18 protein-coding genes are annotated in these 24,743 nt (G+C 65.3%); 10 read left to right on the top strand and 8 right to left on the bottom strand.

From position 1 onward, the window contains the following. Window positions 1-2: 2 nt before the first annotated feature. Window positions 3-788 carry a 3-deoxy-manno-octulosonate cytidylyltransferase gene (kdsB, locus tag NT151_12095; protein MCX6539656.1) on the bottom strand — a complete coding sequence of 262 codons (786 nt, stop codon included), beginning with the start codon at window positions 786-788 and terminating at the stop codon, window positions 3-5. Between the two features lie 238 nt (window positions 789-1,026). On the opposite strand from kdsB, the gene NT151_12090 reads away from it, so the two are divergent. The 3 genes from NT151_12090 (at window position 1,027) to NT151_12080 (ending at window position 6,767) form a co-directional block, all read left to right on the top strand. Then, window positions 1,027-1,977 carry a malate dehydrogenase gene (locus NT151_12090; protein ID MCX6539655.1) on the top strand — a complete coding sequence of 317 codons (951 nt, stop codon included), beginning with the start codon at window positions 1,027-1,029 and terminating at the stop codon, window positions 1,975-1,977. Window positions 1,978-2,098: 121 nt separating this feature from the next. Further along, window positions 2,099-4,105 (top strand): heparinase II/III family protein, encoded by a 2,007-nt coding sequence (locus tag NT151_12085; GenBank protein ID MCX6539654.1) that lies wholly within the window; start codon window positions 2,099-2,101, stop codon window positions 4,103-4,105. A 133-nt stretch (window positions 4,106-4,238) separates the two neighbouring features. Further along, complete coding sequence (locus tag NT151_12080; protein ID MCX6539653.1) at window positions 4,239-6,767, top strand: PAS domain S-box protein; 2,529 nt, start codon at window positions 4,239-4,241, stop codon at window positions 6,765-6,767. 141 nt (window positions 6,768-6,908) lie between these two features. Here NT151_12080 and NT151_12075 read toward each other — a convergent pair whose 3' ends face one another. From NT151_12075 to NT151_12060, 4 genes are all read right to left on the bottom strand, one after another. Next, window positions 6,909-7,814: a pirin family protein gene (locus NT151_12075; GenBank protein ID MCX6539652.1), complete on the bottom strand. Its 906-nt coding sequence runs from the start codon at window positions 7,812-7,814 to the stop codon at window positions 6,909-6,911. Window positions 7,815-8,061: 247 nt separating this feature from the next. Then, window positions 8,062-9,666: a DHA2 family efflux MFS transporter permease subunit gene (locus tag NT151_12070; GenBank protein ID MCX6539651.1), complete on the bottom strand. Its 1,605-nt coding sequence runs from the start codon at window positions 9,664-9,666 to the stop codon at window positions 8,062-8,064. A gap of 126 nt (window positions 9,667-9,792) precedes the next feature. Further along, entirely contained in the window at window positions 9,793-11,010 is a 1,218-nt protein-coding gene (locus tag NT151_12065; protein MCX6539650.1) for an HlyD family secretion protein, read from the bottom strand. Continuing rightward, the gene (locus NT151_12060) at window positions 11,010-12,476 is read right to left on the bottom strand and encodes a TolC family protein (GenBank protein ID MCX6539649.1); all 1,467 of its coding nucleotides are present in this window, start codon (window positions 12,474-12,476) and stop codon (window positions 11,010-11,012) included. The genes NT151_12065 and NT151_12060 overlap by 1 nt, the downstream gene beginning before the upstream one ends. Before the next feature lie 209 nt (window positions 12,477-12,685). On the opposite strand from NT151_12060, the gene iadA reads away from it, so the two are divergent. The 7 genes from iadA (at window position 12,686) to NT151_12025 (ending at window position 20,714) form a co-directional block, all read left to right on the top strand. Next, window positions 12,686-13,849 carry a beta-aspartyl-peptidase gene (iadA, locus tag NT151_12055; protein MCX6539648.1) on the top strand — a complete coding sequence of 388 codons (1,164 nt, stop codon included), beginning with the start codon at window positions 12,686-12,688 and terminating at the stop codon, window positions 13,847-13,849. A 184-nt stretch (window positions 13,850-14,033) separates the two neighbouring features. Beyond that, window positions 14,034-15,458: a hypothetical protein gene (locus NT151_12050; protein ID MCX6539647.1), complete on the top strand. Its 1,425-nt coding sequence runs from the start codon at window positions 14,034-14,036 to the stop codon at window positions 15,456-15,458. 65 nt (window positions 15,459-15,523) lie between these two features. Then, window positions 15,524-16,522 (top strand): DUF362 domain-containing protein, encoded by a 999-nt coding sequence (locus NT151_12045; GenBank protein ID MCX6539646.1) that lies wholly within the window; start codon window positions 15,524-15,526, stop codon window positions 16,520-16,522. A 16-nt stretch (window positions 16,523-16,538) separates the two neighbouring features. Further along, window positions 16,539-17,402, top strand: a complete 864-nt coding sequence (locus NT151_12040; GenBank protein ID MCX6539645.1) for a CAP domain-containing protein — start codon at window positions 16,539-16,541, stop codon at window positions 17,400-17,402. Window positions 17,403-17,490: 88 nt separating this feature from the next. Next, a complete protein-coding gene (locus tag NT151_12035; protein ID MCX6539644.1) occupies window positions 17,491-18,366 on the top strand; it encodes a radical SAM protein in 876 nt (291 codons plus the stop codon). 4 nt (window positions 18,367-18,370) lie between these two features. Continuing rightward, on the top strand, window positions 18,371-19,045 hold the full coding sequence (locus NT151_12030; protein MCX6539643.1) for a lysophospholipid acyltransferase family protein: 675 nt from the start codon (window positions 18,371-18,373) through the stop codon (window positions 19,043-19,045). Between the two features lie 169 nt (window positions 19,046-19,214). Next, window positions 19,215-20,714 carry a hypothetical protein gene (locus NT151_12025; protein ID MCX6539642.1) on the top strand — a complete coding sequence of 500 codons (1,500 nt, stop codon included), beginning with the start codon at window positions 19,215-19,217 and terminating at the stop codon, window positions 20,712-20,714. A gap of 54 nt (window positions 20,715-20,768) precedes the next feature. Here NT151_12025 and NT151_12020 read toward each other — a convergent pair whose 3' ends face one another. From NT151_12020 to NT151_12010, 3 genes are read right to left on the bottom strand one after another with little or no spacing between them, the layout of a single operon-like run. Next, the gene (locus NT151_12020) at window positions 20,769-21,530 is read right to left on the bottom strand and encodes a succinate dehydrogenase/fumarate reductase iron-sulfur subunit (protein MCX6539641.1); all 762 of its coding nucleotides are present in this window, start codon (window positions 21,528-21,530) and stop codon (window positions 20,769-20,771) included. A 3-nt stretch (window positions 21,531-21,533) separates the two neighbouring features. After that, window positions 21,534-23,483 carry a fumarate reductase/succinate dehydrogenase flavoprotein subunit gene (locus tag NT151_12015; protein ID MCX6539640.1) on the bottom strand — a complete coding sequence of 650 codons (1,950 nt, stop codon included), beginning with the start codon at window positions 23,481-23,483 and terminating at the stop codon, window positions 21,534-21,536. Next, entirely contained in the window at window positions 23,480-24,160 is a 681-nt protein-coding gene (locus NT151_12010; GenBank protein MCX6539639.1) for a succinate dehydrogenase cytochrome b subunit, read from the bottom strand. Before NT151_12010 ends, NT151_12015 begins: the two co-directional genes overlap by 4 nt. Window positions 24,161-24,743: the final 583 nt, after the last annotated feature.

Here is a 24,743-nt window from a genome sequence, read left to right as displayed (position 1 = left end):
TCTCACGTGAGCCGTCCGTCCGCCGCCAGCCGGCGGACGTGCTCGAGATCCTCGGGGGTGTCGACCGAGACGGATTGGTACCGGGTGTAAACAACCTTGATGCGATGGCCGTGTTCGAGCGCCCGCAACTGCTCCAGCGATTCGGCCTGCTCCAGCGGCGTGCGGGGAAGCGCGGCCAGCGCGAGCAAGAAGTCGCGGCGGTAGACATACATCCCGACATGCTTCAGGACCGAGGTCCCGAGTATCGTCGCCTGGCACCGATAGGGCACGGCGGCTCGCGAGAAGTAGATCGCGAAGCCTCGGCCATCGACCAGCACCTTGACGACATTCGGGTTGGACAGGTCGTGTGCCTCGTCGAGGGGCGAGCCGAGCGTGCCCATCACAATCGACGGATCGCCCAGCATCGGCGCGATGACCTGCTCGATGGCCTCGGGCGCGAGCAGAGGCTCGTCGCCCTGCGCGTTGACGACCAGCTCAGTGTCCAGTTGGCGCGCGACCTCGGCAACCCGGTCCGTGCCGCTCTCGTGTGCCGGATTGGTCATCATCGCTTCACCGCCAAATGCCCTGACGGTCCGCGCGATGCGTTCGTCGTCGGTGGCGACCACCACACGCGAGATGCCACGGGCCGCAGCCGCCCGGCGGTAGACGCGTTCGATCATGGTCTGGCCGCCAATATCGGCCAGCGGTTTGCCGGGGAGCCGGGTAGATGCGAAGCGGGCTGGGATGACGACAGAAACCCGTGGATCAGCTTGGCGTGGGGCAGCGTCGCGGGTCGCCGAAGGGTGCACGGCGAATCATAGCATGAGGCGGGGACGCGGCCGGTGGCGCCGGAACGCCGGTGGCGTTGAAGCCCGATTGAGGTCGTGGACGCCAGGAAGGCTTGCGATATAATCGCTCGCGGTCGAGTCGCGACCGAGTCGAAGACCTCATAGCTCGGGGACACGATCATCAGCCATATGTAACCAACGCAGGCGATCGGGTGGACATGGGCGGTCATCAGGCCGCCCGTCGTGGAGGACTCATACCATGCTCAAGAAGATCGGACTCATCGGCGGCGGCAATATCGGCGGCGTGCTGGCGCAGGAGCTGTTCCAGCGCAAGCTGGCGGCGACCGTGGCGCTCGTGGACGTGAAAGGTCCGGATGTCGCCAAGGGCAAGTGTCTCGACATCGCGGAAGGCACGCCCATCATCAAGAGCGACGTGAAGTTCGTCGCCGGCAAGGAATACGACGTCCTGCAGGACGCCGACCTCATCATCAACACGGCCGGTGTGCCGCGCACCGTCCGGCCTGACGGGACGTTTCCCAGCCGCGAGGAACTGCTCGCGGTCAACCTGAAGATCACCGACGCCGTCGCCGACGCCATCAAGAAGTTCTGCCCGAACGCCATCGTCATCTCGATTGCCAATCCGCTCGACGCCATCGTGTTCAGGCTGTACCAGAAGCTGAGCCCGCCCAAGCACAAGCTGATGGGGATGGCCGGGGCGCTCGATTCGGCGCGCTATCGCTATTTCGTGGCGCAGGCAGCGGGGGTGTCGGTCGAGAACGTCGAGGCCCTGGTGCTCGGCGGCCACGGCGACGACATGGTGCCCATCCGGAGCTGCTGCCGGGTGGCGGGCATGCCGGTAAACAAGTTTGTCGACGAGAAGACGCTGGGCGCGATCGAGGCCCGCACGCGCAAGGCGGGCGGCGAGATCGTCGGCCTGATTGGCGTCTCGGCGTTCTGGTCGCCCGCCATCGCGGCCATGGAGATGGTGGAAGCGATTGTGTACGACAAGAAGAAGATCATCGCGTCGTGCGTGCTGCTCGAAGGCGAGTACGGCGTGAAGGGGCTGTTTGTGGGCGTACCGGTCATCCTTGGCAGGAACGGCGTCGAGAAGATCATTGAACTCGAGCTGACGGAGGCCGAGAAGGCCGCGTTCGCGAAGTCGATCGACGCGGTCAAGAAGACGGCCGACGAGGTGCTCGCGGCCAAGTAGCGGAATCCCACCAGGCGTGAGGCGTGAGGTGAGAGGCGTTAGGCAACCAACGCCCCACGCCTCTCGCCTATCCCCTGGATCGCCCCAGGGAGCGGCAGGCGTTCTGGAGCATACTTTTGGCATGTCGATGATCCGCCGCCGCGCTTTCACATTCATCGTCTTCAGCGTCGCCATCCTGTCCCTACCGGTGGCGACCCAGCCACAGAATCAGCCGCCGAGCGCGCACCAGAGTCCGCCGGTGCTCGCGTCAGACTGGCCGGTCGCGCGGCTGCGTGAGGTGCTCCTCGCACGCGCCGCGTGGAAGCCGGCACCCTCGATCGCCGACCGGGACAAGTGGAGTGCCCTCAGCGACGGCCTGAAGGCGCGAATCACGAAGGAGGCCCAGCGCGCGCTGGCGCAGGCCATCCCGGCGCTGCCGGCGACGGTGTTTCTCGACTACACGCGCAACGGCAATCGAATTCGCTTCGAGGATCTGATGTTCCGTCGGCGGGCGCGCCTCCATGCGCTCGTGCTGGGGGAGTGTCTCGAAGACCGCGGCCGTTTCCTCGACGCGATTGTCGACACGGTGTGGGCCATCGCCGAGGAATCGTCGTGGACGGTTCCGGCTCACCAGGGGGCGCAGAAGGCCAAAGGCGGCCTTCCCGACACCGATGAGCCCATCGTTGATTTGTTCGCCGCGCAGACGGCGCATTCCTTCGCGTGGACGCTCTATCTGCTTGGCGATCGGCTCGACAAGGTGTCGCCGCTCGTGCGGCCGCGCATGGCCCGCGAGGTCGAACGCCGCGTGCTCGGGCCGTACCTGGCGCGGGACGACTTCTGGTGGATGGGGTTCGCCCCGCGCGCGAGCCGGCCGAACAACTGGAATCCCTGGATCAACTCGAACGTGCTGGCGGCGGCGTTGCTCGTGGAGCCATCCCACCAACGGCGCGCGGAGATCGTCCACAAGGCGCTCAGGAGCCTCGACAAGTACCTCGGCCCGTACCCGAAAGACGGCAGCTGTGATGAAGGGCCGGCCTACTGGACCAGGGCCGGCGCCAGTGTGTTCGAGTCGCTCGAGCTGCTGCAATCGGCGTCGGGTGGGCGTATCAACGAGTTTGCCGACCCGGTCATCGCCAACATGGGACGGTTCGCCTACCGGGCGCGCATCAGCGGCGACTGGGTAGTCGATGTGGGCGACTCCGACCCGCGCGTCGAGGTCGATCGCGCGCTGGCGTACCGCTACGGCGTGAGCATCGGGGAACCGCTCCTGCGGGCATTCGGGGCGTCGGGCGCCACCGAGGATGCTCTCGCGCTTGACGACCGCTCGATCGGCCGCGCCGTCTTCAGCCTGTTCGGATGGGAAGCGATGGCCAGAGAGCGTGACGCGCCGGCCCCGCTTCCGCGCGACGTGTGGCTGCCGAGCGAGGACATGCAGTTGATGGCGGCACGAGACCGCGAGGGCTCGGCCGATGGCCTGTATGTCGCGGCGTGGGGCGCCCACAACGATCAGAGCCATAACCACAACGACGTCGGCAATGCCATCGTCTTTGTCGATGGCGTTCCGGTGGTCGTCGACGCGGGGCGGCCGGTGTATACGGCCCAGACGTTCAGCAACCGTCGTTACGAGATCTGGGAGATGCAGTCGGCCTTCCACAACCTGCCCACCGTGAACGGCGCGATGCAGATGGCGGGAAGGAAGGCGGCGGCAAGAGACGTGACCTACGCCGCCTCGGCTGAAGGGGCGGAACTGCGCATGGACATCGCACCGGCGTATCCGGCCTCGGCCGACATCGTGTCCTGGCTGCGAAGCGTGCGGCTCAACCGCGGTCGCGACGTGACGATCGCCGATCGCGCGACGCTCGGGCATCCCTCCCGCGAGGTGACGCTCAGCCTGATGACACCGTGTGATGTTCGCGAGGAGGGCCTGGGCGTGCTGCGTCTGACGTGCGGGACGTCGAAGGCCGCAACCAGAGCGCCGGTTGTCGTGTTCGCGCGGTTCGACCCGAAAGTCCAGGCGGCGACCGTCGAACGGATTGGTCTCGACGATCCCCAATTGACGAGGGCCTGGGGCGACCACCTGAATCGCATTCTGCTGGCGGCCCGGGAGCAGGCGGAGAAGATTGTCTGGACGCTGGTCCTCTCAAAGTGACGGCGGGCTCCCGCCACCGCACAGCGTGCCGGGATTGGCCTGAGCGGTTGGCGTTGTGGTGGCACCGCCGACCGTGTCGGTGTACGCTACGAGAGGTTTCTTACTCCACACCTCGGGCGTGACATTGACGTCGATGACGGATCCCGGACAGCAGTTCCAGGCGAGACCGGTCAGATCCCTGGTGGCAGGCTTGCTACGGTGGATCACGGAACCGACCGCCTCGTTGCTCGACCCGCTTGATCGAGCGACGGCGACGAGCTTCGGCCGGATCGTCATCGCAGGGCTCTCCGTGCTCCTCTGCTCCGAGATCTACAACCTCTGGACCTACCCGCATCACCGATTCAACTGGAGCGGGGTCGCGGCTTTGGTCGCCGGCTATCTGCTCAACCGAAAGGGGCACCTGAAGGCGGCTGCCTTGGTGGTGGTGGTTGCCATCCCGGTCCTGACCTTCATCCGGATTGCGGGAGATGTCTCCAGCCGCCCGGTGCTGTCGCTGTACCTGCTCTCGGGGAATCTGTTCCTGACAGCGCTCTTCCTGAGCGCGCGTGCCGTGTCCGTCGTTGCCGTCGCACAGACGGTCATGATCGCGCTCATGCCGAAGCTGGCGCCCGCCATTGTGCCCGGTCTTGACCCTATTGTCGGGCCGCTCATGACTCACGGCGTCACGATCGTGTTGGTCGCCTACTTCCTGTTCAGGCGCGACCGCGCCGAGGCCAGTCGCCAGGCGGAGCTGCGGGTCACCGCCGATCGCCTGGCCCTCGCGCTCGAGGGAGCCCGGACCGGCATCTGGGACTGGCGCATTGCCAGCGGTGACGTGAAGTGGTCCGGCCAGGTCGAGGCGCTGTTCGGGCTGGTGCCGGGCACGTTCGGGGGGACGTTTGACGCGTATGCGGCGCTGATACATCCCGACGATCGCGACGTGCTACGGAAGGCGATCGAATCCGCGATGGCTGATCCGAGCGAGCCGTTTGGTGTCGAGCATCGCATCGTGCGGCCAGATGGAACGGTCCGGTGGGTTGAGGGGCGCGGGCGCGTGTATCGCGATGCGCACGGACGTCCCGAGCGGATGGCCGGTGCGGTCACCGACATCACGGAACGGAAAGAGGCCGAGCAGGCGCTGCGGCAGAGCGAGGAGCGGTTCCGCCTGCTGGCCGACTCGAGCTCGGAGGCCATCGTCATCTCCGATGGCGGCGTCGTGGTTGATGCCAATCCGCAGGTGGCGGCGATGCTGGGCCTCAAACCCGATGAGGTGATTGGGCGTCACGTCCTGGAATTCGCCACGCCCGAGGCGGTCTCGGAAATCGAGAAGCGTTTGGCGAGCGAGGAGTACGCTCCATACCAGACCGTCTTGCGCCGATCTGATGGCACGCAGTTTCCCGTCGACGTCCGCGGACGATTTCTGCAATCAGGCTCCAGGAGACTCCGGCTCGCCGTCATCCATGACCTCACCGAGAGCAGGAGAGGTGAAGACGACCGCGTCGCCCTCGAGCGCCAGGTCCAGCATTCTCAGAAGCTCGAGAGCCTCGGTGTACTCGCCGGCGGCATCGCCCACGATTTCAACAACCTGCTGGTCGCGATGCTGGGCAATCTCGAATTGGCGCTCGACGATCTTCCGCCGCAGTCGGACGTCAGGCCCTATCTGCGTGACGCCGAGAGCGCCGCGAAGCGCGCGGCCGCGCTGACGGCGAAGCTGCTCGCCTATTCGGGCCGGGGCCGGTTTGAAGTGCGACCGATGGACATCAACGCCGTGATCACGGAGATGTCGTCGACGATCCGATCCGCGGTTCGCCGATCGATTCGGTTCGACATGAAACTGGGAGCCGATGTGCCGATCGTTGAGGGCGATCCCACCCAGGTCCATCAGTTGGTGATGAACCTCATCGTCAATGCGGCGGAAGCGATCGGGGACGCCGCAGGCAACATCACGCTCACGACAGGCGCTCGAGAATGGACCCGCGAGGAGCTCCGTGGCGGGCACGTGCCCGACGTGGCCGCAGCGGGGCCGTTTGTGTTCCTCACGATCAGCGACACCGGCAGTGGGATGGACCAGACGGTCAAGGCACGGCTGTTTGAGCCGTTCTTTACGACAAAGTTCACCGGCCGCGGCCTTGGCATGGCAGCCGTGCTGGGCATTCTCAGAGCGCACAAGGGGACCATCTTCGTCGAAAGCGAACCGGGTCAGGGAGCCACCGTGACCGTGCTGTTTCCGGCCAGCCTGGCGAGCGCAGAGACCGAGGTGGTGGAACCGGCAGCCGGTGTTCGCGTCGCCGACGCCAGCACGGTGGGCCGCCCGACAGTGCTGATCGTCGACGACGAGGACACCGTGCGGAGCATCTGCCGCCAGATGCTCGAACGTCTGGGCTACGAGGTGGAGGCCGTCGGAAGTGGACGGGAGGCCGTCGAACTCTTGCGCCAGCCCACGATCCATGTAGGGTGCGTCCTGTTGGATTTGACCATGCCAGGCATGGACGGAGCGGAGACGGCGGCGGCCATCCAGCAATTGCGGCCCGACCTGCCCATCGTGATTGCGAGCGGGTACAGCGAGCCGGAGGTAGTGGAGCGGCTCGGCGCCACGCGGGTGGCGTCGGTCGTTCAGAAACCGTACCAACTGCGCACGCTTCGCGATACGTTGGGCCCTCTCGTGGCGCCGGCCCGCCGGTAGCTGTCCTCTAAGCCCGGAGACCGTTCAAGTTGACAGTGGCCGTGCGTCTTTTCTGATGGAGCCCGGGGTCTTCCGCCTTCGCGTTTTGCTTCGGCGGACCGCCGTAGCCTTGGCGGAGGCGGTCAGACCCGACGGACGGCGCTACCTGTGCTTGAGAAACGTCCCGTTCTGGTACTCCTCGAACGCCGTCCTCAACTCCTCTTGCGTGTTCATCACAATCGGGCCGCGCCACGCGACCGGCTCCTGGAGCGGCGTGCCCGACACCAGCAGGAAGCGGAGCCCCTGGTCTCCCGCCTGCACGACCACCTCGTCGCCAGAGTCGAACAAGACAAGCGATCGGTTATCGGCAACATCCATCGCGCCCTGGGGCACTAAGCCAACCCGTTCGGTCTGCACCGGTCTCGGCTCGGAGGCATGCGCAAAGCGACCCGACCCTTCGAACACGTAGGCGAAGGCATGCCGGGTCGTTTCGACTGGCAGGCTGCGACGCAGGCCTGGAGGTACCCAGACGTCGAGATACTGCGGCTCGGCCGCGACGCCATCGACGGGCCCGCCCACGCCCCGGAAGTTGCCGCACACGACTCTCACGCGCGTGCCATCATCGTCGGTGACCTCGGGAATCTCACTCGACCGGATGTCCTGATAGCGCGGCGTCGTCATCTTCAGAGACGATGGGAGATTCGCCCAGAGCTGGAACCCGTGCATCCGACCCAGTCCGTCGCCGTGCGGCATCTCCTGGTGAATGATGCCGCTGCCGGCCGTCATCCACTGGACGTCACCGGCGCCGAGCGAGCCCTGATTGCCCAGGCTGTCGCCGTGGACGACCGTGCCCGCTAGCACGTAGGTGATCGTCTCGATGCCGCGGTGCGGATGCCACGGAAAACCAGCCAGGTAGTCGTCGGGATGGTCGCCCCGGAAATCGTCGAACAACAGGAATGGGTCGTACGCCTCGGTGTCGCCAAATCCGAAGCCGCGCCGCAGACGCACGCCGGCGCCTTCAATCGTCGGTGTGGACTTGAGATGCCGTTTGACTGGTCGAATCGACATGGTGTCCTCCGCCGGATTGGAGTGTTCCCGGACGACGTGCGCTCTACCTTATTCGGACGCGACGACGAGCCGTCCGGATCCTGAAGCCTTCATTTCCGTGGCTCGTCACCCCGGCGAAAGCCGGGGTCCCCAACGCGGCAGCCGCGTTGGGGTGGCATCCGGGGTCCCCAACGCGGCAGCCGCGATGGGGTGGCATCCGGGGTCCAGCCTGGATTCCGGCGTACGCCGGAATGACGAGGAACCGATTCTAGTCGGGCGCCGCGATCGGGCTGTGCTCGTGGTGGGCTGGCCGACGCATCAGGAGAATCAGCGGGAGCAGGATGACAAACACCAGCCCCATGCCCCAAAACACATCGATAAACGCCATCATGGTGGCTTGTTGTTGCACCAACCCGAAGGCCGCGCCATAGCTGCGCTCGACGGCGGTGACCGCGTCGGTCCCACGTGCGACGAACGCAGACTTCATGGCCGCGAGAAACTGCTGCGAGCCCACATCGTAGCCGGTGATATGCGCGACGAGCACGTTGGTGTGCATCTGACGCTGGCGCGCGAGCACGGTCTGCACCACGGCAATCCCCGCGGCCCCGCCGATGTTCCGCATCAGGTTGAAGAGGCTGGTCGCGTTGCCCATGTGTTCGCGTGAGATGCGATCCATCGAGACGGTCGCCAGCGGCGTGAACAGCATGCCGAGACCCATGCCCTGGAACACTTGCGGCCAGAAGATGTCCCAGTAGCCGGCGTTCATGTTCAACTGGCCCAGCCAGAAGAACGTGACGGCTGTGAGGACGAATCCCGCAGCCAGGATCTTACGCGGGTCAAGGCGGCCAATCATGACGCCGACAAACGGCATCACCAACAAGGTACCCACGCCGCGGGGAGCCATGGCATTGCCCGCCTCCACCGCCGAGTAGCCGAGTAGTGTCTGCAGCATGACGGGCATGACGACCAGGCTGCCGTAGAGCACGAACCCGAGCAGGGTCATCAGCAGCACGCCAGCCGTGTAGCTGCGTTCCCTGAAAATCCGGAAGTCGACGATGGGGTTGGAAACGAGCAGTTCGCGGATGATCAGGCCAATCAATCCCGCGGCTGCGATGACCAGCAGGGCCACGATCCAACTCGAGGCGAGCCAGTCTTCTTTCTGACCCTGATCCAGTCCAATCTGGAGCGCCGCGATGCCGATGCCGAGAAGCGTCAGGCCCCACCAGTCAACCCGCGCCGACGACCGGCGGATGTAGGGCGGGTCGAAAATGAAGGCCTCGACCATCAAGAAAGAGATGATGCCAACCGGCACGTTGATGTAGAAGACCCAGCGCCAACTGAGATTCTCGGTGAGCCACCCGCCAAGCAATGGCCCGAGGATGGGTGCGACCACGATTCCGATACCCCAGAACGCCATCGCCTGTCCGCGCTTCCGCGGCGGAAACGCCTCGAGCATGATGGCCTGCGACAGCGGCTGCATCACGCCACCCGTCGCGCCCTGGACGATGCGGCAGGCGATGAGGAAGCTGAGCGTCGGCGCCATGCCGCAGAGCACCGAGGTGAGCGTGAAGCCGACCACCGACAGGAGCAGCAGCCGTTTGCGGCCGAAGAAGTTTGCCAGCCATCCCGTGATGGGCAGAATCACGGCATTGGCAGCCAGGTACGTCGTCAGCGCCCAGGTGGATTCTTCGATGCTGGCCGACAGGCTGCCCGCGATGTGGGGCAGCGAGACGTTGACGACTGTGCTGTCGAGCACAACCATAAACGTGCCGGCCATGACGGCCAATGCCTCGAGCCAGGGATGGACGTCGCCGGACTCGCTGTCCGAGCCGGCACCACCCTGGAAAGCCGCAGCTTTGGGATCGACGCTCATCGTGCTCGGTGCTTCGACTCGCAGTTACCGTTGCGCATTCTTGTAAAACGATCCAGTCATAAACGCTCGCTCAGCACTGAGTCCTGAGTGAATGGATTCGTTCGCCGAATCCATGAATCGAGGGGCTCAGCGGGTCAGCACCGTGGCCGTTACCGACATGCCTGGCCGCAACGGGCGATTGGCGTCGGGCGGATGGTCGAGCAGAAGCTTCACGGGGATTCGCTGCACGACTTTGACGAAATTGCCGGTGGCATTCTCGGGAGGCAGCAGGCTGAATCGGGCTCCTGTCGCCGCCGAGAGGCTGTCCACCTTGGCGGGGAAGTCCTCACCATACATATCCACGTGAATAATGGCGCGCTGGCCGGGCCGCACATCGTTCAGTTGCGTTTCCTTGAAATTAGCCATCACCCAGACGTCGTCGAGCGCGACGACCGCGCAAAGTGGCTGGCCGGGCTGAATCACCTGGCCCGGTTCGACCGACTTCTTGCTCACGTAGCCGCCGACTGGCGCTCTGACCTCCGTGTATTGCAGATTGAACTCGGCCTGGTGCAGGGCGGCTTTCGCCTGGGCCACCCGAGCCTCTGCCGACGCAGCGCGGGCCCTGGTGACGGTGACCTGCTCGGGGGCGGTCTGGGCCGTGCGTAGATCGGCCTGAACCTGCTGGGTCTGCTGGAGCGCCTGTGTGCGGCGGCCTTCGGCAGCCAGCGCGGACTGCTCGGCGTCGGCGAGGGCGGCAGTGGCTGCCTCGGTGTTGGCTGCGGTCGCTTCGGCTGCGGTCGCCGCCAAGTCGTACTGCTGTTGCGACACCTCGTCTTTCGCGATCAACTGCTTCATGCGTTCCAGGTCCTTGGTGGCGCGTGCCTGGTTCGCTCGCGCTTCCCGCAGTCTGGCCTGGGCCGACGCGCGTCGGGCTCGCGCCGACTCAATGTCCTTGCCGGCAATGTCAATCCCTGTCTGTGATCGCTCGACCGCGGCTGTCGCCGTGGTCAACTGGCTCGACGTCGTTGTGGTCGTGATAGGAACACCAGACCGGGCGGCTTCAAACGCGGCTGTCGCATCGGCCAGGTCCGCCTGCGCACGGGCCAGCGCGACGTCGTAGTCGCGCGAGTCGATCTTGACGAGCACTGCGCCGGCTTCGACCAACTGGTTTTCGTGGATGTTGACGGCGAGCACGGTGCCACCGACCCTGGCCGCGATGGGCGTGATGTGGCCGTCGACCTGGGCATTGTCGGTGGATTCGCGCCCGCTGTAGTACCAGAACGCACCTGCGCCGGCAATCATGCCTACCACCACCACGCCGATCAGCACCGCCCGCGCACGCGGATTGTCATTCATGAACGCCATTACTGCCGCCCTCCAAGAAAACGCTCCGCCGACGTTTCGGCAATGCCGAGGGCACGCGCGAGGGCGCCCTTGGCGAGATTGTGCGCGAACTGGCTCGCAATCAGGTTGTCGGAGGCCGTGGCGACGGCTTCCTGGGCCTGCACGACCTCGATGTGACTGGCGACGCCGGCCGCAAACCGGTCCTGCGCCTGCGTCAGTTGCAGGGCCGCCAGATCAGAGGCCCCCTGCGCGACCTTGACGCGCTGGTCGGCGGCGTCGACGTCGAGCAAGGCGGCCCGGACCTCGTATTCGATGCGCACCTTGAGATCGGCGAGCTGGGCGCGCTCCTGCTGCAGAGACGCATCGGCGGCGAGAATCCGGCTGCGCTCGCGGCCCGCCTGGAACAGAGGGATGTGGACGGCCGCCGCCAGTGAGAACGTGCGCAGCGCCGATCCCCACTGCTGGCCGATGTTGCCGATGTCGGCGTCCAGGCCCAGTGTGGGAAGCAGACTGCCGATGGCGGCTTGACGCGAGAACTCGGCCGCCTTGACCAGTTCGAGCGCGCTCTTGTAGTCGGCGCGCGTCGAGGTGGCTCGCGAGATGGCATCGGCCTGAGACATGTCGTCGAGTGAGCGGTACGGGAATCGGTCGGAGAGATCGAAGTTCTGGCCGAGGGGTAACCCAATGGCGCGCGCGAGCTGCAGTTTCTGTTTGGCGAACTCGTTTTCAAAGTAGATGACACGCTGGCGCTGGTTCTCCATCTGCACTTGCGCCCGGATGGTATCAACACCGGCGGCCATCCCGGCCTGCTTGAGTGTGACGGCCCTGTCGTAGAGCGCCTTGGCCGTACTCAACTGCGCCCGGGCGGCCTCGATCCGGCTCTGCGTCGAGACGATCTGCAGGTACATCCCGGAGATCGCAATGACGACCTGCTCGCGGACATCCTGGTTGGCGTACGCGGCGGCGGCCTTGATGGCATTGCCGCTGCGTGCAGATTCGACCGCGCTGTAGCTGAAGAGCGTTTGTGTCACCGACACACGGCGGTCCGAGATATTGAAGGGGCCGATAATTGGAGATTGGCCAGGCGCGACGGGGAACCCGTAGGCCTCGAGGTTGATCTGTTCCCGAGCTTGCGCCAGGGAAGCCGACACAGAGGGCAGCAGCCCGCTCCACGCCGCCCACCTGGCGGCATCTGCCGACCGGACGCGCTGCTCGCCGAGGACGGCTGCGAGATTGTGCGCGAGGCCTCGCTCGAGCGCGTCGTGGAGCGAGAGCCGAGTGGTTCCGGGACCGGCGGCACCGGTTGGGACGCCGCCGACGAGCGGAGAAGTGCCGAGCGCGGCAGCGATGCTCGCGGGCGAGATGGCCGTGAGGCCGGCACCGGTATCGCGAGTGGCCTCGGGAGGACCGGTCTGCGCCGCGGCCTGCGCCACCAGCGCAAGAAGCGCCAGCGTCGCTGGGGGGATCAAACGAGGGAGACGGATCATAGCTTGCTACTCCAACCCCGGGGCGCGGCCGCGTCCAGAGGCGTGCTGTGCTGGATGTCGACGCGCTGGTCACAATCCTGGCAGGGCGAGCAGACACAGGGCTCCGACGAGCAAACAACCGTCCAATCCTATCCCACTTATGAGCGGAATCGCACCTTCGCGACGTGGTACACTCCCGGCCTTGGATCGTCCGATCCGGGAGTGACGACGTGCTACTGCTCAAGAACGCCGACATCTACACCCCAGCGAACATCGGCCGTGCCGACATCCTTATCGCGGGCGGCCGTATCATACGCGTGGAACCCGACATCCACATTCCCGATGCCTACTGCGGCCTGGTGGACGCCACCGGGTTCATCGCGGTGCCTGGCCTCATCGATGGCCACGTCCACGTGACGGGGGGCGGAGGGGAAGGCGGGTACGCGACCCGCACGCCGGAGATGGCGCTGTCTGATGCCGTACGAGGCGGCGTGACGACCGTGGTCGGATGTCTCGGGACCGACGGCGTGACGCGCAGCATGGCGGGGCTGCTCGCCAAGGCCCGGGGTCTAGACGAGGAGGGCATCAGCACCTTCATCTACACCGGCCACTACGCCGTGCCTGTTCGCACCCTGACGGGGAGCATCGAGCAGGATCTGCTGCTCATCGACAAGATCATCGGTGTCGGCGAGGTGGCGCTCTCGGACCATCGATCCTCGCAGCCGACGTTCGACGAGTTCTCCCGCACGGCGGCGGAGGCGCGCCGCGGCGGGATGCTCTCGGGCAAGGCGGGGATCGTCAACGTGCACATGGGAGACGGACCCCGCGGCCTCGCGCTCATCCGGCGTGCGCTGGCGGAGACCGAGATCCCGATCACGCAGTTCCTGCCCACACACATCAATCGAAATCCGACGCTCTTCGACGAAGGCATCGCGTACGCGAAGTCGGGCGGCCTGGTGGATTTCACCACGTCAACGGTTCCCGCGTTTCTCGACGAGGGCGAGGTGAAGTGCAGCGCCGGCCTGCGCAGAATGCTCGACGCTGGCGTGGACGTCTCACACATTACCTTCACGTCGGATGGTCAGGGCAGCCTGCCGGACTTCGACGCGCAAGGTCGATTGCGGCGTCTCGAGATTGGGCGAGTGACGAGCCTGTTCAGCGAAGTCCGCGATGCCGTGCGCGACGAACACGTACCGCTGGAGGTCGCGCTGCAGGTGGTCACCTCGACGCCCGCTCGCATCCTGAAACTGCGCGGGAAGGGACATCTCGCGGTTGGTACCGACGCCGACATCGTCCTGCTCGATCCGGGCGATCTCGGGATCTGCGGCACCATCGCCAAAGGCCGCTGGCTGATGCGGGACCGGCAGGTGCTGGTGAAGGGGACGTTCGAATAGAGACGGTCTGTGCTGATGGAGCCCAGGGTCTTCCGCCTTCGCGTAGAGCTTCGGCGGACCGCCGTAGCCTCGGCGGAGGCGGTCAGACCCCGGGTTGCCCGTCGAGATGGTTGAATTCAGGCGTAGGTGCAGCCACTCTCTGGCCTCCCGCCAGTGGCGAAGATCCGTCGGGAGCCACCCACTTATGACGAGCGCAAAGAAGCCGCTGTTCGCGCGTCTGGTCATGCCGCACACCCTCGTGCTGGTGATGCTGCTCGTCACCCTCGTGCTCGCACTCTCGTGGATCGTCCCGTCCGGGGAATACCAGCGCGTCAAGGTTCAGACGAGCGAAGGCACGCGCAACGTCACCGTGGCCGGGACCTACCGCGAGGTGCCGAAGGTGTACCTCGGGCCGCAGATGGTGCTCGAATCGCCCATCAAGGGATTCATGGATGGGGCCCTCCTCATCTGCTTCCTGCTGGTGATCGGCGGCAGTTTCGCCATCTTCCAGGAAACAGGGGCCGTCGAGTCTGGCATCCATCGACTGACCGATACCATCAGCAGGCGGCCGTACCTCGAGTGGGTTCTCATCCCCCTGTTGATGACAATCTTCTCGCTGGCGGGCTCGATCTTCGGCATGTCCGAAGAGGTTATTCCGTTTGTCATCATCTTCATCCCGCTGGCACGCCGGCTCGGGTACGACTCGATTGTGGGCGTGTCGATTCCGTTTCTCGGGGCCGCCGCGGGATTCGCGGCCGCCTTCTTCAATCCGTTCACCGTAGGCATCTCGCAGAGCATCGCGGGGATCCCGCTCTACTCGGGACTTGGCTACCGTCTCGTGTCGTGGGTCATTGGTACCGCGGTGACGATTGCGTACGTCATGTGGTACGCGCGGCGCGTGAAACGGAATCCCGAGTTGAGCCCGGTGCGCGACATCGACCTCGAGCGCGAGGCGATCGCCTCCCACGACGCGGCCGATGCCGGCTGGGACGCGCGACATGTCGCCACGCTGTCGCTGTTTGTGACCTCGATGGTGCTGCTCGTCGTCGGCGTCCTCGAGTGGAAGTGGTACATCGATCAGATTGCCGTGCTGTTCCTCGGGATGGGGATCGTCCTCGGGCTGGCCGGCGGTCTCGGCCCAAGCCGGATCGCTCGCACGTTCGTAACGGGCGCCAAGGACATGGTGGGTGTCGTCTTCATCGTTGCGTGCGCCCGGGCGTTGCTTGTCATTGCCCAGGAGGCGAAGATTCTCGACACGATGCTCTATGGCGCGTCAGGCACGCTGTCGATGCTGCCGGTCGGCGTCATCGCGCAGGTCATGTTTCTGATCCAGTGCGTCATCAATTTCTTCATCCACTCGGGCACCGCGCAGGCCGCGCTGACGATGCCCATCATGGCGCCGCTGGCTGACCTGGTGGGAATTACCAGGCAGACCGCGGTCTACGCGTATCAACTCTGCGAGTTCATCAACCCCATCCTGCCCACCAGCGCTGTGACCATGGGCGTGCTCGGGGCGGGGAAGATTCCGTGGGAACGATGGGCCAGGTGGTTTTTCCCCCTGATGCTGATCCTGACCGTGCTGAGCTTCCTGCTCCTCGTGCCGCCGGTGCTGCTCTTCCGCTGGGAGTAGGCGTAAGCGGGTGTAAACTATCGGCGATTGACGGCAGACCCCACTGTCTTCAACAGGGAGGGCGTATGGTTCGGCTCGCTCACGAACTTGATCGACGCGACTTCATCCGCGTGGTGACGGCGGGGATGGCCTTGCTGCCAGCGCTTGGCACAGACGGACTGGCGCAGGTGCTTGGGCCACGGCGGAGCCGGGTCGCTATCGTCAAGACCAGCGATCGGAAACGCGGCGTCACCGACGTGCTCAAACTTCTCGATCTGAAGGCCGTCAAGGGCAAGAAGGTCGTCATCAAGCCGAACTTCAACTCGGCCGACGATGCGCCGGGGTCGACCCACAACGACACACTGTCTCAGTTGGTCACTGAGTTGCACGGGTTGAACGCGCGCAGCGTCACGCTGGGTGAGTCGAGCGGTCCGCCCCAGACGCGCGGAGTCATGGAGAAGAAGGGCACATTCGACCTCGCCAGGGAGCTCCGCTTCGACGTCGTGGACTTCGAGCAGAACACCGAGAAGGACTGGGTGACGATCCCGGCCGCCGGTACGCACTGGCCCGAGGGGTTCGCGTTGCCCCGTCTGGTCGTGGAGGCCGAGTACAACGTGTCGACCTGCTGCTTGAAGACGCACGGGTTTGGCGGCGTGTTCAGCATGTCGCTCAAGCTCGCGGTGGGGCTGACGCCGAAGCCGATCCGGAGGGGCATGCACGCGTCGCCCGACATGCGCCGGATGATTGCCGAACTCAATACCGGCTACAAACCACATCTCATCGTGCTCGATGGCGTGGCGGCATTTACCGACGGCGGGCCGTCGCGCGGCGAGCTGAAGGCGGCCAATGTGATGATCGCCGGCGACGATCGTGTCGCGGTCGACGCCGTCGGGCTCGCGATGCTCAAATCGCTTGGTGCGAATCAGGCCATCATGGGACGCAAGATCTTCGAGCAGGAACAAATCGCGCGGGCCGTCGAACTGAAGCTCGGCGTGGCCAGCGCCGACGCGATTGACATCGTCACCGGCGATGCCGAGAGCAAGGCCGTTGCCGATGCCCTGAAGTCCATTCTCGCCCAGGGGTAAGAAGGCCAGAGACCCCATGTCGACGCGTCTTGCGGTCTGCAGCCTCGTCCTGACGGCCGCATGGTCGGTCGGCCCGTCCGGTGCGCCGAGCCGTGATGTTGCCGTTCGCCAGGAGCAGCAAATCACCGTTCCGTCCACCACTGAGATGGAGAAGGATCTCCATCAGGCACTCAACGCGGAGCGCGCCGCGAAAAGTCTCCGGGCCGTCCGCATGTCGCCCGAACTGGTTGAGTTGGCCCGGAAGCATAGCGCGGAGATGGCCAGACGCGATGTCCTCTCACACGAATCGGAGACGGGGAAGTCCTACCAGCAACGACTGACCGACGCTGGAGTCAGTTCTGTCGAGAGCGGCGAGAACGTGGGCCGAGGCAACACCTTCCTGACCCGGCTCATCCACCAGTCATTCATGGACAGTCCCGCTCATCGGGAGAACATGCTCAACCCGGCGTTCGACTCGGTCGGCATCGGGGTCTCGCTCGGGAGCCGAGGGACGTACTTTGTCACGATGGACTTCATCAAGAGTGTCGCGCGGAAGTCCGGCGCCGAAATCCGAACGATGACGCTCGGCGCGCTCAACGACGCGAGGGCGAAGGCGCGCCTGGCTCCCGTCGTACTCATCGACGCCGTCAACCGGATGGCCGATCAGTTGGCGGAGGCGAAGGCGGGCGGGGGGGAGGTTCCGGAAGTGCCCCTAATCGGCAAGCGGAGTACGGCCTTTTTTGTGACGGGCGTGGATCTGGATGGACTAGTTACGTCGGTTCGTGATCTGGAGGTCGAGGGATTTGGACGGGGCGGCGTCGGAAGCACCTTCAGCCGCAGCCGCCAGTACCCAGGCGGGGCGTACGTCGTCTGCATCATCCTGGTCTGGGACGGCTCGTGAGAGCAAGGACGTCAGGAGGCGTCGAGGCGCCCGCACTCAGACGCATTGCCTGGCCGGCTACGCGGTCGGATACAATGAACTCTGCCCCATGATCCCGTCGTGTGAACCGCCAGTATTCAGACCGCCGAGCGAAGCGGAATCCCTCATCCTCCAGATCACCATCGGGTGTTCGCATAACCGATGCACGTTCTGCGGGATGTACACCACGAAGCGCTTCCGGACGAGAACGGCAGACGAGATACGGGCCGACATCGACGAGTCCCTGGCGATGTTCGGCCCAGGCGTGCGGCGGGTGTTTCTGGCCGATGGCGATGCGATGTGCCTGTCGACCCGCCGGTTGATTGCGATCCTCGACCTGCTCAACGACGCCTTTCCGAACTTGCAACGCGTCGGCATCTATGCGAACGCACGCGATGTGCTGACCAAGACCGATGAAGAACTGGTTGAGTTGAGGAACAGAAAACTCAGGATGCTCTACATGGGGCTCGAGAGCGGTGACCCGGAGACGCTGGCCGCGATCGACAAGGGAGCGCCGCCCGGCCAGATCGTGGAGGCCGTGAAGCGGGCCCGTCGCGCGGGGATGACCACCTCCGTGATGGTCCTTATCGGCCTGGCCGGAGTCGAGCGGAGCTTGGAACATGCGCGGCGATCGGCGGAAGCGATCAACGAGATGGCGCCCGGGTTCACTGCGCTGCTGACGTATACGCCGGTTCCAGGCACGGCGCTCTACGAACGGATTGCCTCAGGGCAAGCGGATCTGCCGTCACCGCGCGGCTCGATCGAGGAGATCAAGGCGTTTGTGGAGGCGCTCGATTGCCAGACGTATTTCACCTGCAACCATGCCAGCAACTACCTGCCAATGACGGGACGGATGCCGCAGGCGAAGGCAAAGATGCTCGGCTATCTGGATGCCGCGCTCGCCGGGCAGTTGCCGATAAAGCCAGAGTACCTGCGCGGCCTGTGACACCATGTTCTACGACCTGATTGCGTCAATGCTCCGCCCGATTGGCTGGTGGGGGAGGCTTCGAGTCGAAGGGCTCGAACACGTGCCTGAGACTGGCCCGCTGCTCGTGGTGCCCAACCACGACAGCCAGTGGGATCCGGTTCTGGTCGGGCTCGCCATCAGGCCCAGGCGCCGGGTGCGTTTCCTCGCGCGCGCCAACCTGTGGCACGTGCCGGGCCTTGGACCGGCGCTGAATGCCCTTCAACAACTTCCCGTGACGCGGGGCACCGGGGACTCCGCGGCCCTCGATCGGGCTGTCGAGGCCCTGTGGGCGGGTGATGCGGTCGCCATCTTCCCGGAGGGCCGTCTATCCTGGGGGGAGGCGGTGCGGGCTCGCAGCGGGGTCGGCGTGCTGGCCGGGAGGTGTTCCGCCGCGCGGGTCGTGCTTTGTGCGGTCGAAGGGACGACCGCCTACGTTCGTTGGCCCCGGCGGCCGCGCGTCACCGTCCGGTTCATGGCGCCGGCCAGCGGTCAGCCTCGACCGGGCGAAGACCCTGCCGCACTGGCCGCACGGTTGCTCCAGGATCTGCGCGACCGCGTCCCCGTCACGCCCGCGGGCCGTCGCGCGATTGTCGGCGGACCACCGCGTGTCCGGCAAGCCATGGAAAGGCGACGACTCGCGCCGCGCGCCGGAGACTGAGCGTGAGAGGGCACCGACTCCTCGCGCAACCCGGGAATCGTGTTATTCTTCCGACAATTCCGTCAGATATCTGGATTCGTCAACGCGGCTTCGGGCTGGTTGCCCACGCTGTCTCGGAGAGAAAGTCTCTCGGCCTCGAACTCGGCACGAACTGACGCGGGAGGACAGCTTGGCCATCGAACGACGCATATTCGCGCGAATTGCTCCGGCAATCGCGGCGGCCTTTCTGGGATCGGTGGTGGTCGTCGCGCAGAATCCGTTGCAGCGATTGTTGCAGATCCCCGCACTCGACAAGATTCTCAGCACGCCGGCGGCGCTCACCAGCGGCGTGGCCAACGCCTACCCCGATGCGCCGATCCTCGATGACGAGACCGAGGAGACGGCCGCGCCGATGACCTCGCTGCCGCGCGACGCCGACGGCGCGTTCACGCTCTCGGCTGGCGTCTTCGAGTTTCACGCGAAGAGCTTCTGTCTGCAGACGGGCGCGCCCGGGGCCTCACGCGGCGAGGGCTACCTCTATGCGCCGCTTGCCGGACCGAAGGCGAGGATCGTCGGCGACATCCTGACGCGGCTCTATCGTTTTCCTGACATCAGTCAGGAAGACGCGCAATCGCTCCTGTGGGCGATTCTCTCGCACGCGAAGTTCTCGACGCTGCCGCGCGACCTGCAGGCCGTCGCGGCGCGGCTGCTGCCGCCCGCCGACATCGCCGCGCTCGAAGCGTCGGCGGCCGATCGGATCTGGGAGGCGGTGCGCGAGCAGGCCGAGGCGCGGCTGCCTCCAGCCGTCTTCGCGATCCTGGACGCCCAGGCCAGGCTGCGCGATCTGCTCGCCACCGGCGCCAGTTACTCGGAAATGGCCAGCATCGCCGTGCCCGACGGAACCGCCGAACCGCAGGAGGGCGATCGGGAAATTCCGGTCGGCCGCTGGAACTACGATCCGTCCGGCTTCTTCATTCGTTTCATGGCGTCGAGTTACACGGACACCACCATGCAGGTGATGGTGCCCGAGGTCTACACGATTGAGCGTGACAAGCTTCACCGCATCACGGCCCTCCGATCGCCTGACGGATGGACCACGGAAGCCGCGTACGACGATGCGATCGCGCCGCTCATCGTGCCGGGCGATCCCGGCCTCAAGGGCTATACGTTCAAACGCCTGACGTACAAGCAGCCGGTGAAGGGGCGGATCGAGACGTTTCAACTCGAGGATCAGGGCTGGACGTTTGCCGGTCGATCAAACGGCCGTGGCCGTGTTCCGGATGGCGCGCCAAGCCTCACGCCGATGCTGCACGGCCCCGCTGTAGGGGACGCCGATCCGGGCGATCGCTACGCCGACTGGGGCCAGCGCTACAAGGACGGCCAGAAGTGGGCGAAGAAAACGGCGCCGCCATCGGAGAAGGACGTCGATGACCTCACTGATACCAAGCACTACGTGGACGGCGCGAGAAAGGCTGTGACCGGCAGCGCGAAGGACAAGGTGGAGTGGCTCGCTGAGCACGGCAATCGGGAACGCCGCACCACGGCGTATGTGTTGTGCCGCCTCGAAGGCGGTTGCGATCCCGACGAGAAGACGCCGAAGCCTCCGAGGAAGGTCAACCCGGGCGGCCGCGTGGCGGCGCCGGGGGCAAAGGGCGAACAACTGCTGGGTTCCTCGGGCGTCGGGCGCTGATAGCACCCGACCGCCCTCGATTCAGACAGGCGCCGGTCGCCTCGCGAGTGGAGGTTAACGTCCCGTCCCGACCAGTAGTGCCCTGACGTATTCGCGGCGCATGCGCGCGATGTTCGAGATGGAAATATCCTTCGGGCACACCGCCTCGCACTCGGCTTCATTCGAGCAGTTGCCGAACCCGATCTCGTCCATCAGCGTGACCAACGATCGCACGCGTGACGCGCGCTCGGGATGTCCCTGCGGCAGCAACGCCAGTTGAGACACCTTGGCGCCCACAAACAGCGCCGCCGACGCGTTCTTACACGCCGCCACGCACGCTCCGCATCCGATGCAGGACGCGGAATCCATCGCCGTCTCCGCGATGTCTCTCTGCACCGGGATCGCGCTGGCATCGGCGGCACCGCCGGTGTTGACCGACACGTATCCGCCGGCGGCAATCAGCCGGTCGAACGCCCCCCGGTCCACGACCAGATCCTTCTGGACGGGGAAGGCCTTTGCGCGCCACGGCTCGATGGTGATCGTGTCCCCATCCTTGAACTTGCGCATGTGGAGCTGACACACCGTCGACCCGCGATCGGGACCGTGCGGGATGCCGTTGATGACGAGGCTGCACATGCCGCAGATGCCTTCGCGGCAATCCGAGTCGAACACGATCGGCGGCTCGCCCTTCTTGATGAGGCCTTCGTTGACCACATCGAGCATCTCGAGAAACGACATGTCGGGTGAGACGTGCTCCGCCGTGTACGGGACTATGCGGCCCGGTTGGTTGGCTGTCGTCTGCCGCCACACCCGCAGCTGAAGGGTCATGGTGTCCATGGTCTACTTGTAGCTCCGCTGGCTTGGCTTCACATAGTCGAACGACAACGGTTCGATGTTCCGGATGGGCAAGGCGCCCTCTCCGGCAAACTCCCAGGCCGCCGCGTGCGTGAAGTGTTCATCGTCACGCTGCGCCTCGTTGTCGGGTGTCTGGTATTCCTCACGGAAGTGCCCGCCGCAGGATTCGCGGCGTTCGAGCGCGTCGAGGGCAATCAGTTCTCCAAGCTCGAGGTAGTCGGCCACGCGTCCCGCGTACTCGAGGATTTGGCTGAATTCCTCGCCGCTAGAGGGCACCGAGATTTCCCGCCAGAACTGGTCACGAAGTTCGGGGATGCTCGCGAGGGCCTGCTTGAGGCCGGCCTCGTTGCGGCCCATGCCGACGTGGTCCCACATCAGATGGCCCAGGGCGCGGTGAATCTCGCGCGGGGTCTTCTTGCCGTTGACCGACGTGAGCCGCTTGAGCTTGGCCTGCACCGTCGATTCGGCCTCGCGAAACGCCTCGTGATCGGTCGCAATCTTCGGCAGCGACGCGCTGGCCAGGTAGTGCGGCAGCGTGGACGGCGCCACGAAATAGCCGTCCGCCAGCCCCTGCATCAGCGCACTCGCTCCCAGCCGGTTCGCGCCATGGTCGGAGAAGTTCGCCTCGCCGAGCACGAACAGACCGGGAATCGTCGACATCAAGTCATAGTCGACCCACAGCCCACCCATCGTGTAGTGGATGGCGGGGTAGATCCGCATCGGCCTCTTGTACGGGTTCTCGTCGGTGATCTTCTCGTACATCTGGAAGAGGTTCCCGTAGCGCTCCCGGATGACGTCTTCGCCCAGCCGCTTGATGGAGTCCGCGAAGTCGAGATAGACGGCCAGGCCCGTGTCGCCCCCGCCGCGGCCTTCGTCGCAGACCGCTTTCGACGCGCGCGAGGCCACGTCGCGCGGCACCAGGTTGCCGAACGTGGGATACCGCCGCTCGAGAAAGTAGTCCCGCTCCTCGTCGGGAATCTCGATGGCAGGCCGCTTGTCGCCGGCCGTCTTCGGCACCCACATGCGGCCATCATTGCGCAGGCTCTCGCTCATCAGCGTGAGCTTCGATTGATGGTCGCCCGACACCGGGATGCACGTCGGATGGATCTGCGTAAAGCACGGGTTGGCGAACAGCGCGCCGCGCTTGTACGCCCGCCAGATGGCTGTCGCGTTAGAATTGACGGCGTTGGTGGAGAGGTAATACGCGTTGCCGTATCCGCCCGTCGCCAGCAGCACGGCGTGCGCGTCGAATCGCTCAACCTTCCCCGTGTTCAGGTTGCGGGCGATGATGCCTCGCGCGTGGCCATCGACCACTACCAGGTCGAGCATCTCGTACCGCGGGAACATCTTGACGGTACCGGCCCCCACCTGCCGCATCATCGCCTGATACGCGCCGATCAGAAGCTGCTGGCCGGTCTGCCCGCGCGCGTAGAAGGTGCGCGACACCTGTGCGCCGCCGAACGAGCGGTTGTCCAGCAAGCCGCCGTATTCGCGCGCGAACGGCACGCCCTGCGCGACGCATTGATCGATGATGCTGTTGCTGACCTGTGCAAGCCGGTAGACGTTTGCCTCGCGGGCCCGGTAGTCGCCACCCTTCACCGTGTCGTAGAACAGTCGCGTGATGCTGTCGCCGTCGTTCCGGTAGTTCTTCGCCGCATTGATCCCGCCCTGTGCCGCTATGCTGTGCGCGCGCCTCGGGCTGTCCTGGATGCAGAAGCTGAGCACGTTGTAGCCGGCTTCACCCAGGGTCGCGGCTGCCGCGCCGCCGGCCAGGCCGGTCCCGACGACAATCACCGTGAACTTGCGGCGGTTGGTGGGATTCACCAGCTTCGCGTCGAAGCGGTACTTATCCCATTTCTCCGGCAGCGGGCCAGACGGCAATCGCGCGTCGAGCGTCCGTGTGCCTGCCGGGGCAATCTGCGGTGCGCCGCTCATGATCGGCTCCTCATGAAAAACAGCACGAGAGGAATGGACAGGAATCCGGCGCCGACGATCACGGCGAGGACTCTGCCGATCTTCAGGACGCGCGGCGTGAGGTTCGGATGGTTGAGGCCCAGCGATTCAAAGGCGCTCGAGAACCCGTGCCACAGATGGAAGCCCGTCACCGCGACGCACGGGACGTAGAAGACCACCCAGCGCGGGTTGCTGAACACCTCGCGCACGAGCCGGTAGAGATCACGGCCTTCCACGCCGTGGATGCTGGTCGTGTACCACGCGCCGTACTTCATCGTCGCGACGTGGACGGCGAGGAACACGAACATCACCGGCCCGGTCCAGATCATAGTGGTCGACGCCAGCGACTTGCGGCTCTTGCCCCCGGCCCAGGCGTTCGACTGGTACGGGATCGGCCGCGCGTCGCGGTTGGTCCACCAGAGCGTGACGGTCTCCAGCACGTGGATCACGAAGATCAACGTGAGGCCGACTTCGGCCGGGATGACAAACGGGTTGGTGATGAGTGCGTGGGAGTACGCGTTGAACTTGGCCGGCCCGATGTAGAGCAGGAGATTCCCGGCCAGGTGCACGCACAGGAACCCCACGAGACTCAGGCCCGTCAACGCGACGAGGATTTTCGTGGCGACCGTTGAGAACAATGATGACTGGCGCGATGCCATGAGCGACTCCAGCCCGGGACAAGAGACCCAGGACGCGAGACGTGAGGGACTCGGAGGGGACTGAGCGTCGAGTCCGACCTGAGATTGTATGTGGACACTTCGATTCAGGCAACCCGGGCGGAAATTAATGTTGCCAGTAGCCGGTTGCCAGTAGTCAGTAGTCAGTAGTCAGGGTTCGGGATTCGGGAGGGCCGAGTGATTGGCGATTTCCTGGGATCGCCGGGCTCCAGCCCGGCCACGCTGGAGCGTGGCGACCCCGGGGGCGGAGGAACCGTCGTTCCGAGCCATAGTGCTGCGGGTACGAAGCAAGAAGTATGAACTGGAAACCGGGTCTTGAGACCCGGCAACTGGCGCAGAGCCGAAGACGGTGGCGGGGCGGTCGGAAGTACTCGTCGGCTCCCCGTGTTGGGTGTGTCTGGCTGAGAAGCATCCAGTCTTTGGTTCGAGCACCTCAGCGAGCGCCACGCCACCTGTTACTGTTGTTATCGGCATCGCCGCCGATAGCATGAGCCGCCTTCGCTGCCCTTGGCAGCTTCGGCGCCCGTTGGCCGCCTTCGTGGAATGCGCCAGCTTCGGCGTCCCA

This window comes from Acidobacteriota bacterium, from assembly GCA_026393675.1.
Taxonomy (GTDB): domain Bacteria; phylum Acidobacteriota; class Vicinamibacteria; order Vicinamibacterales; family JAKQTR01; genus JBAXOX01.
This window is presented reverse-complemented; position numbering and strand designations above follow the sequence as displayed.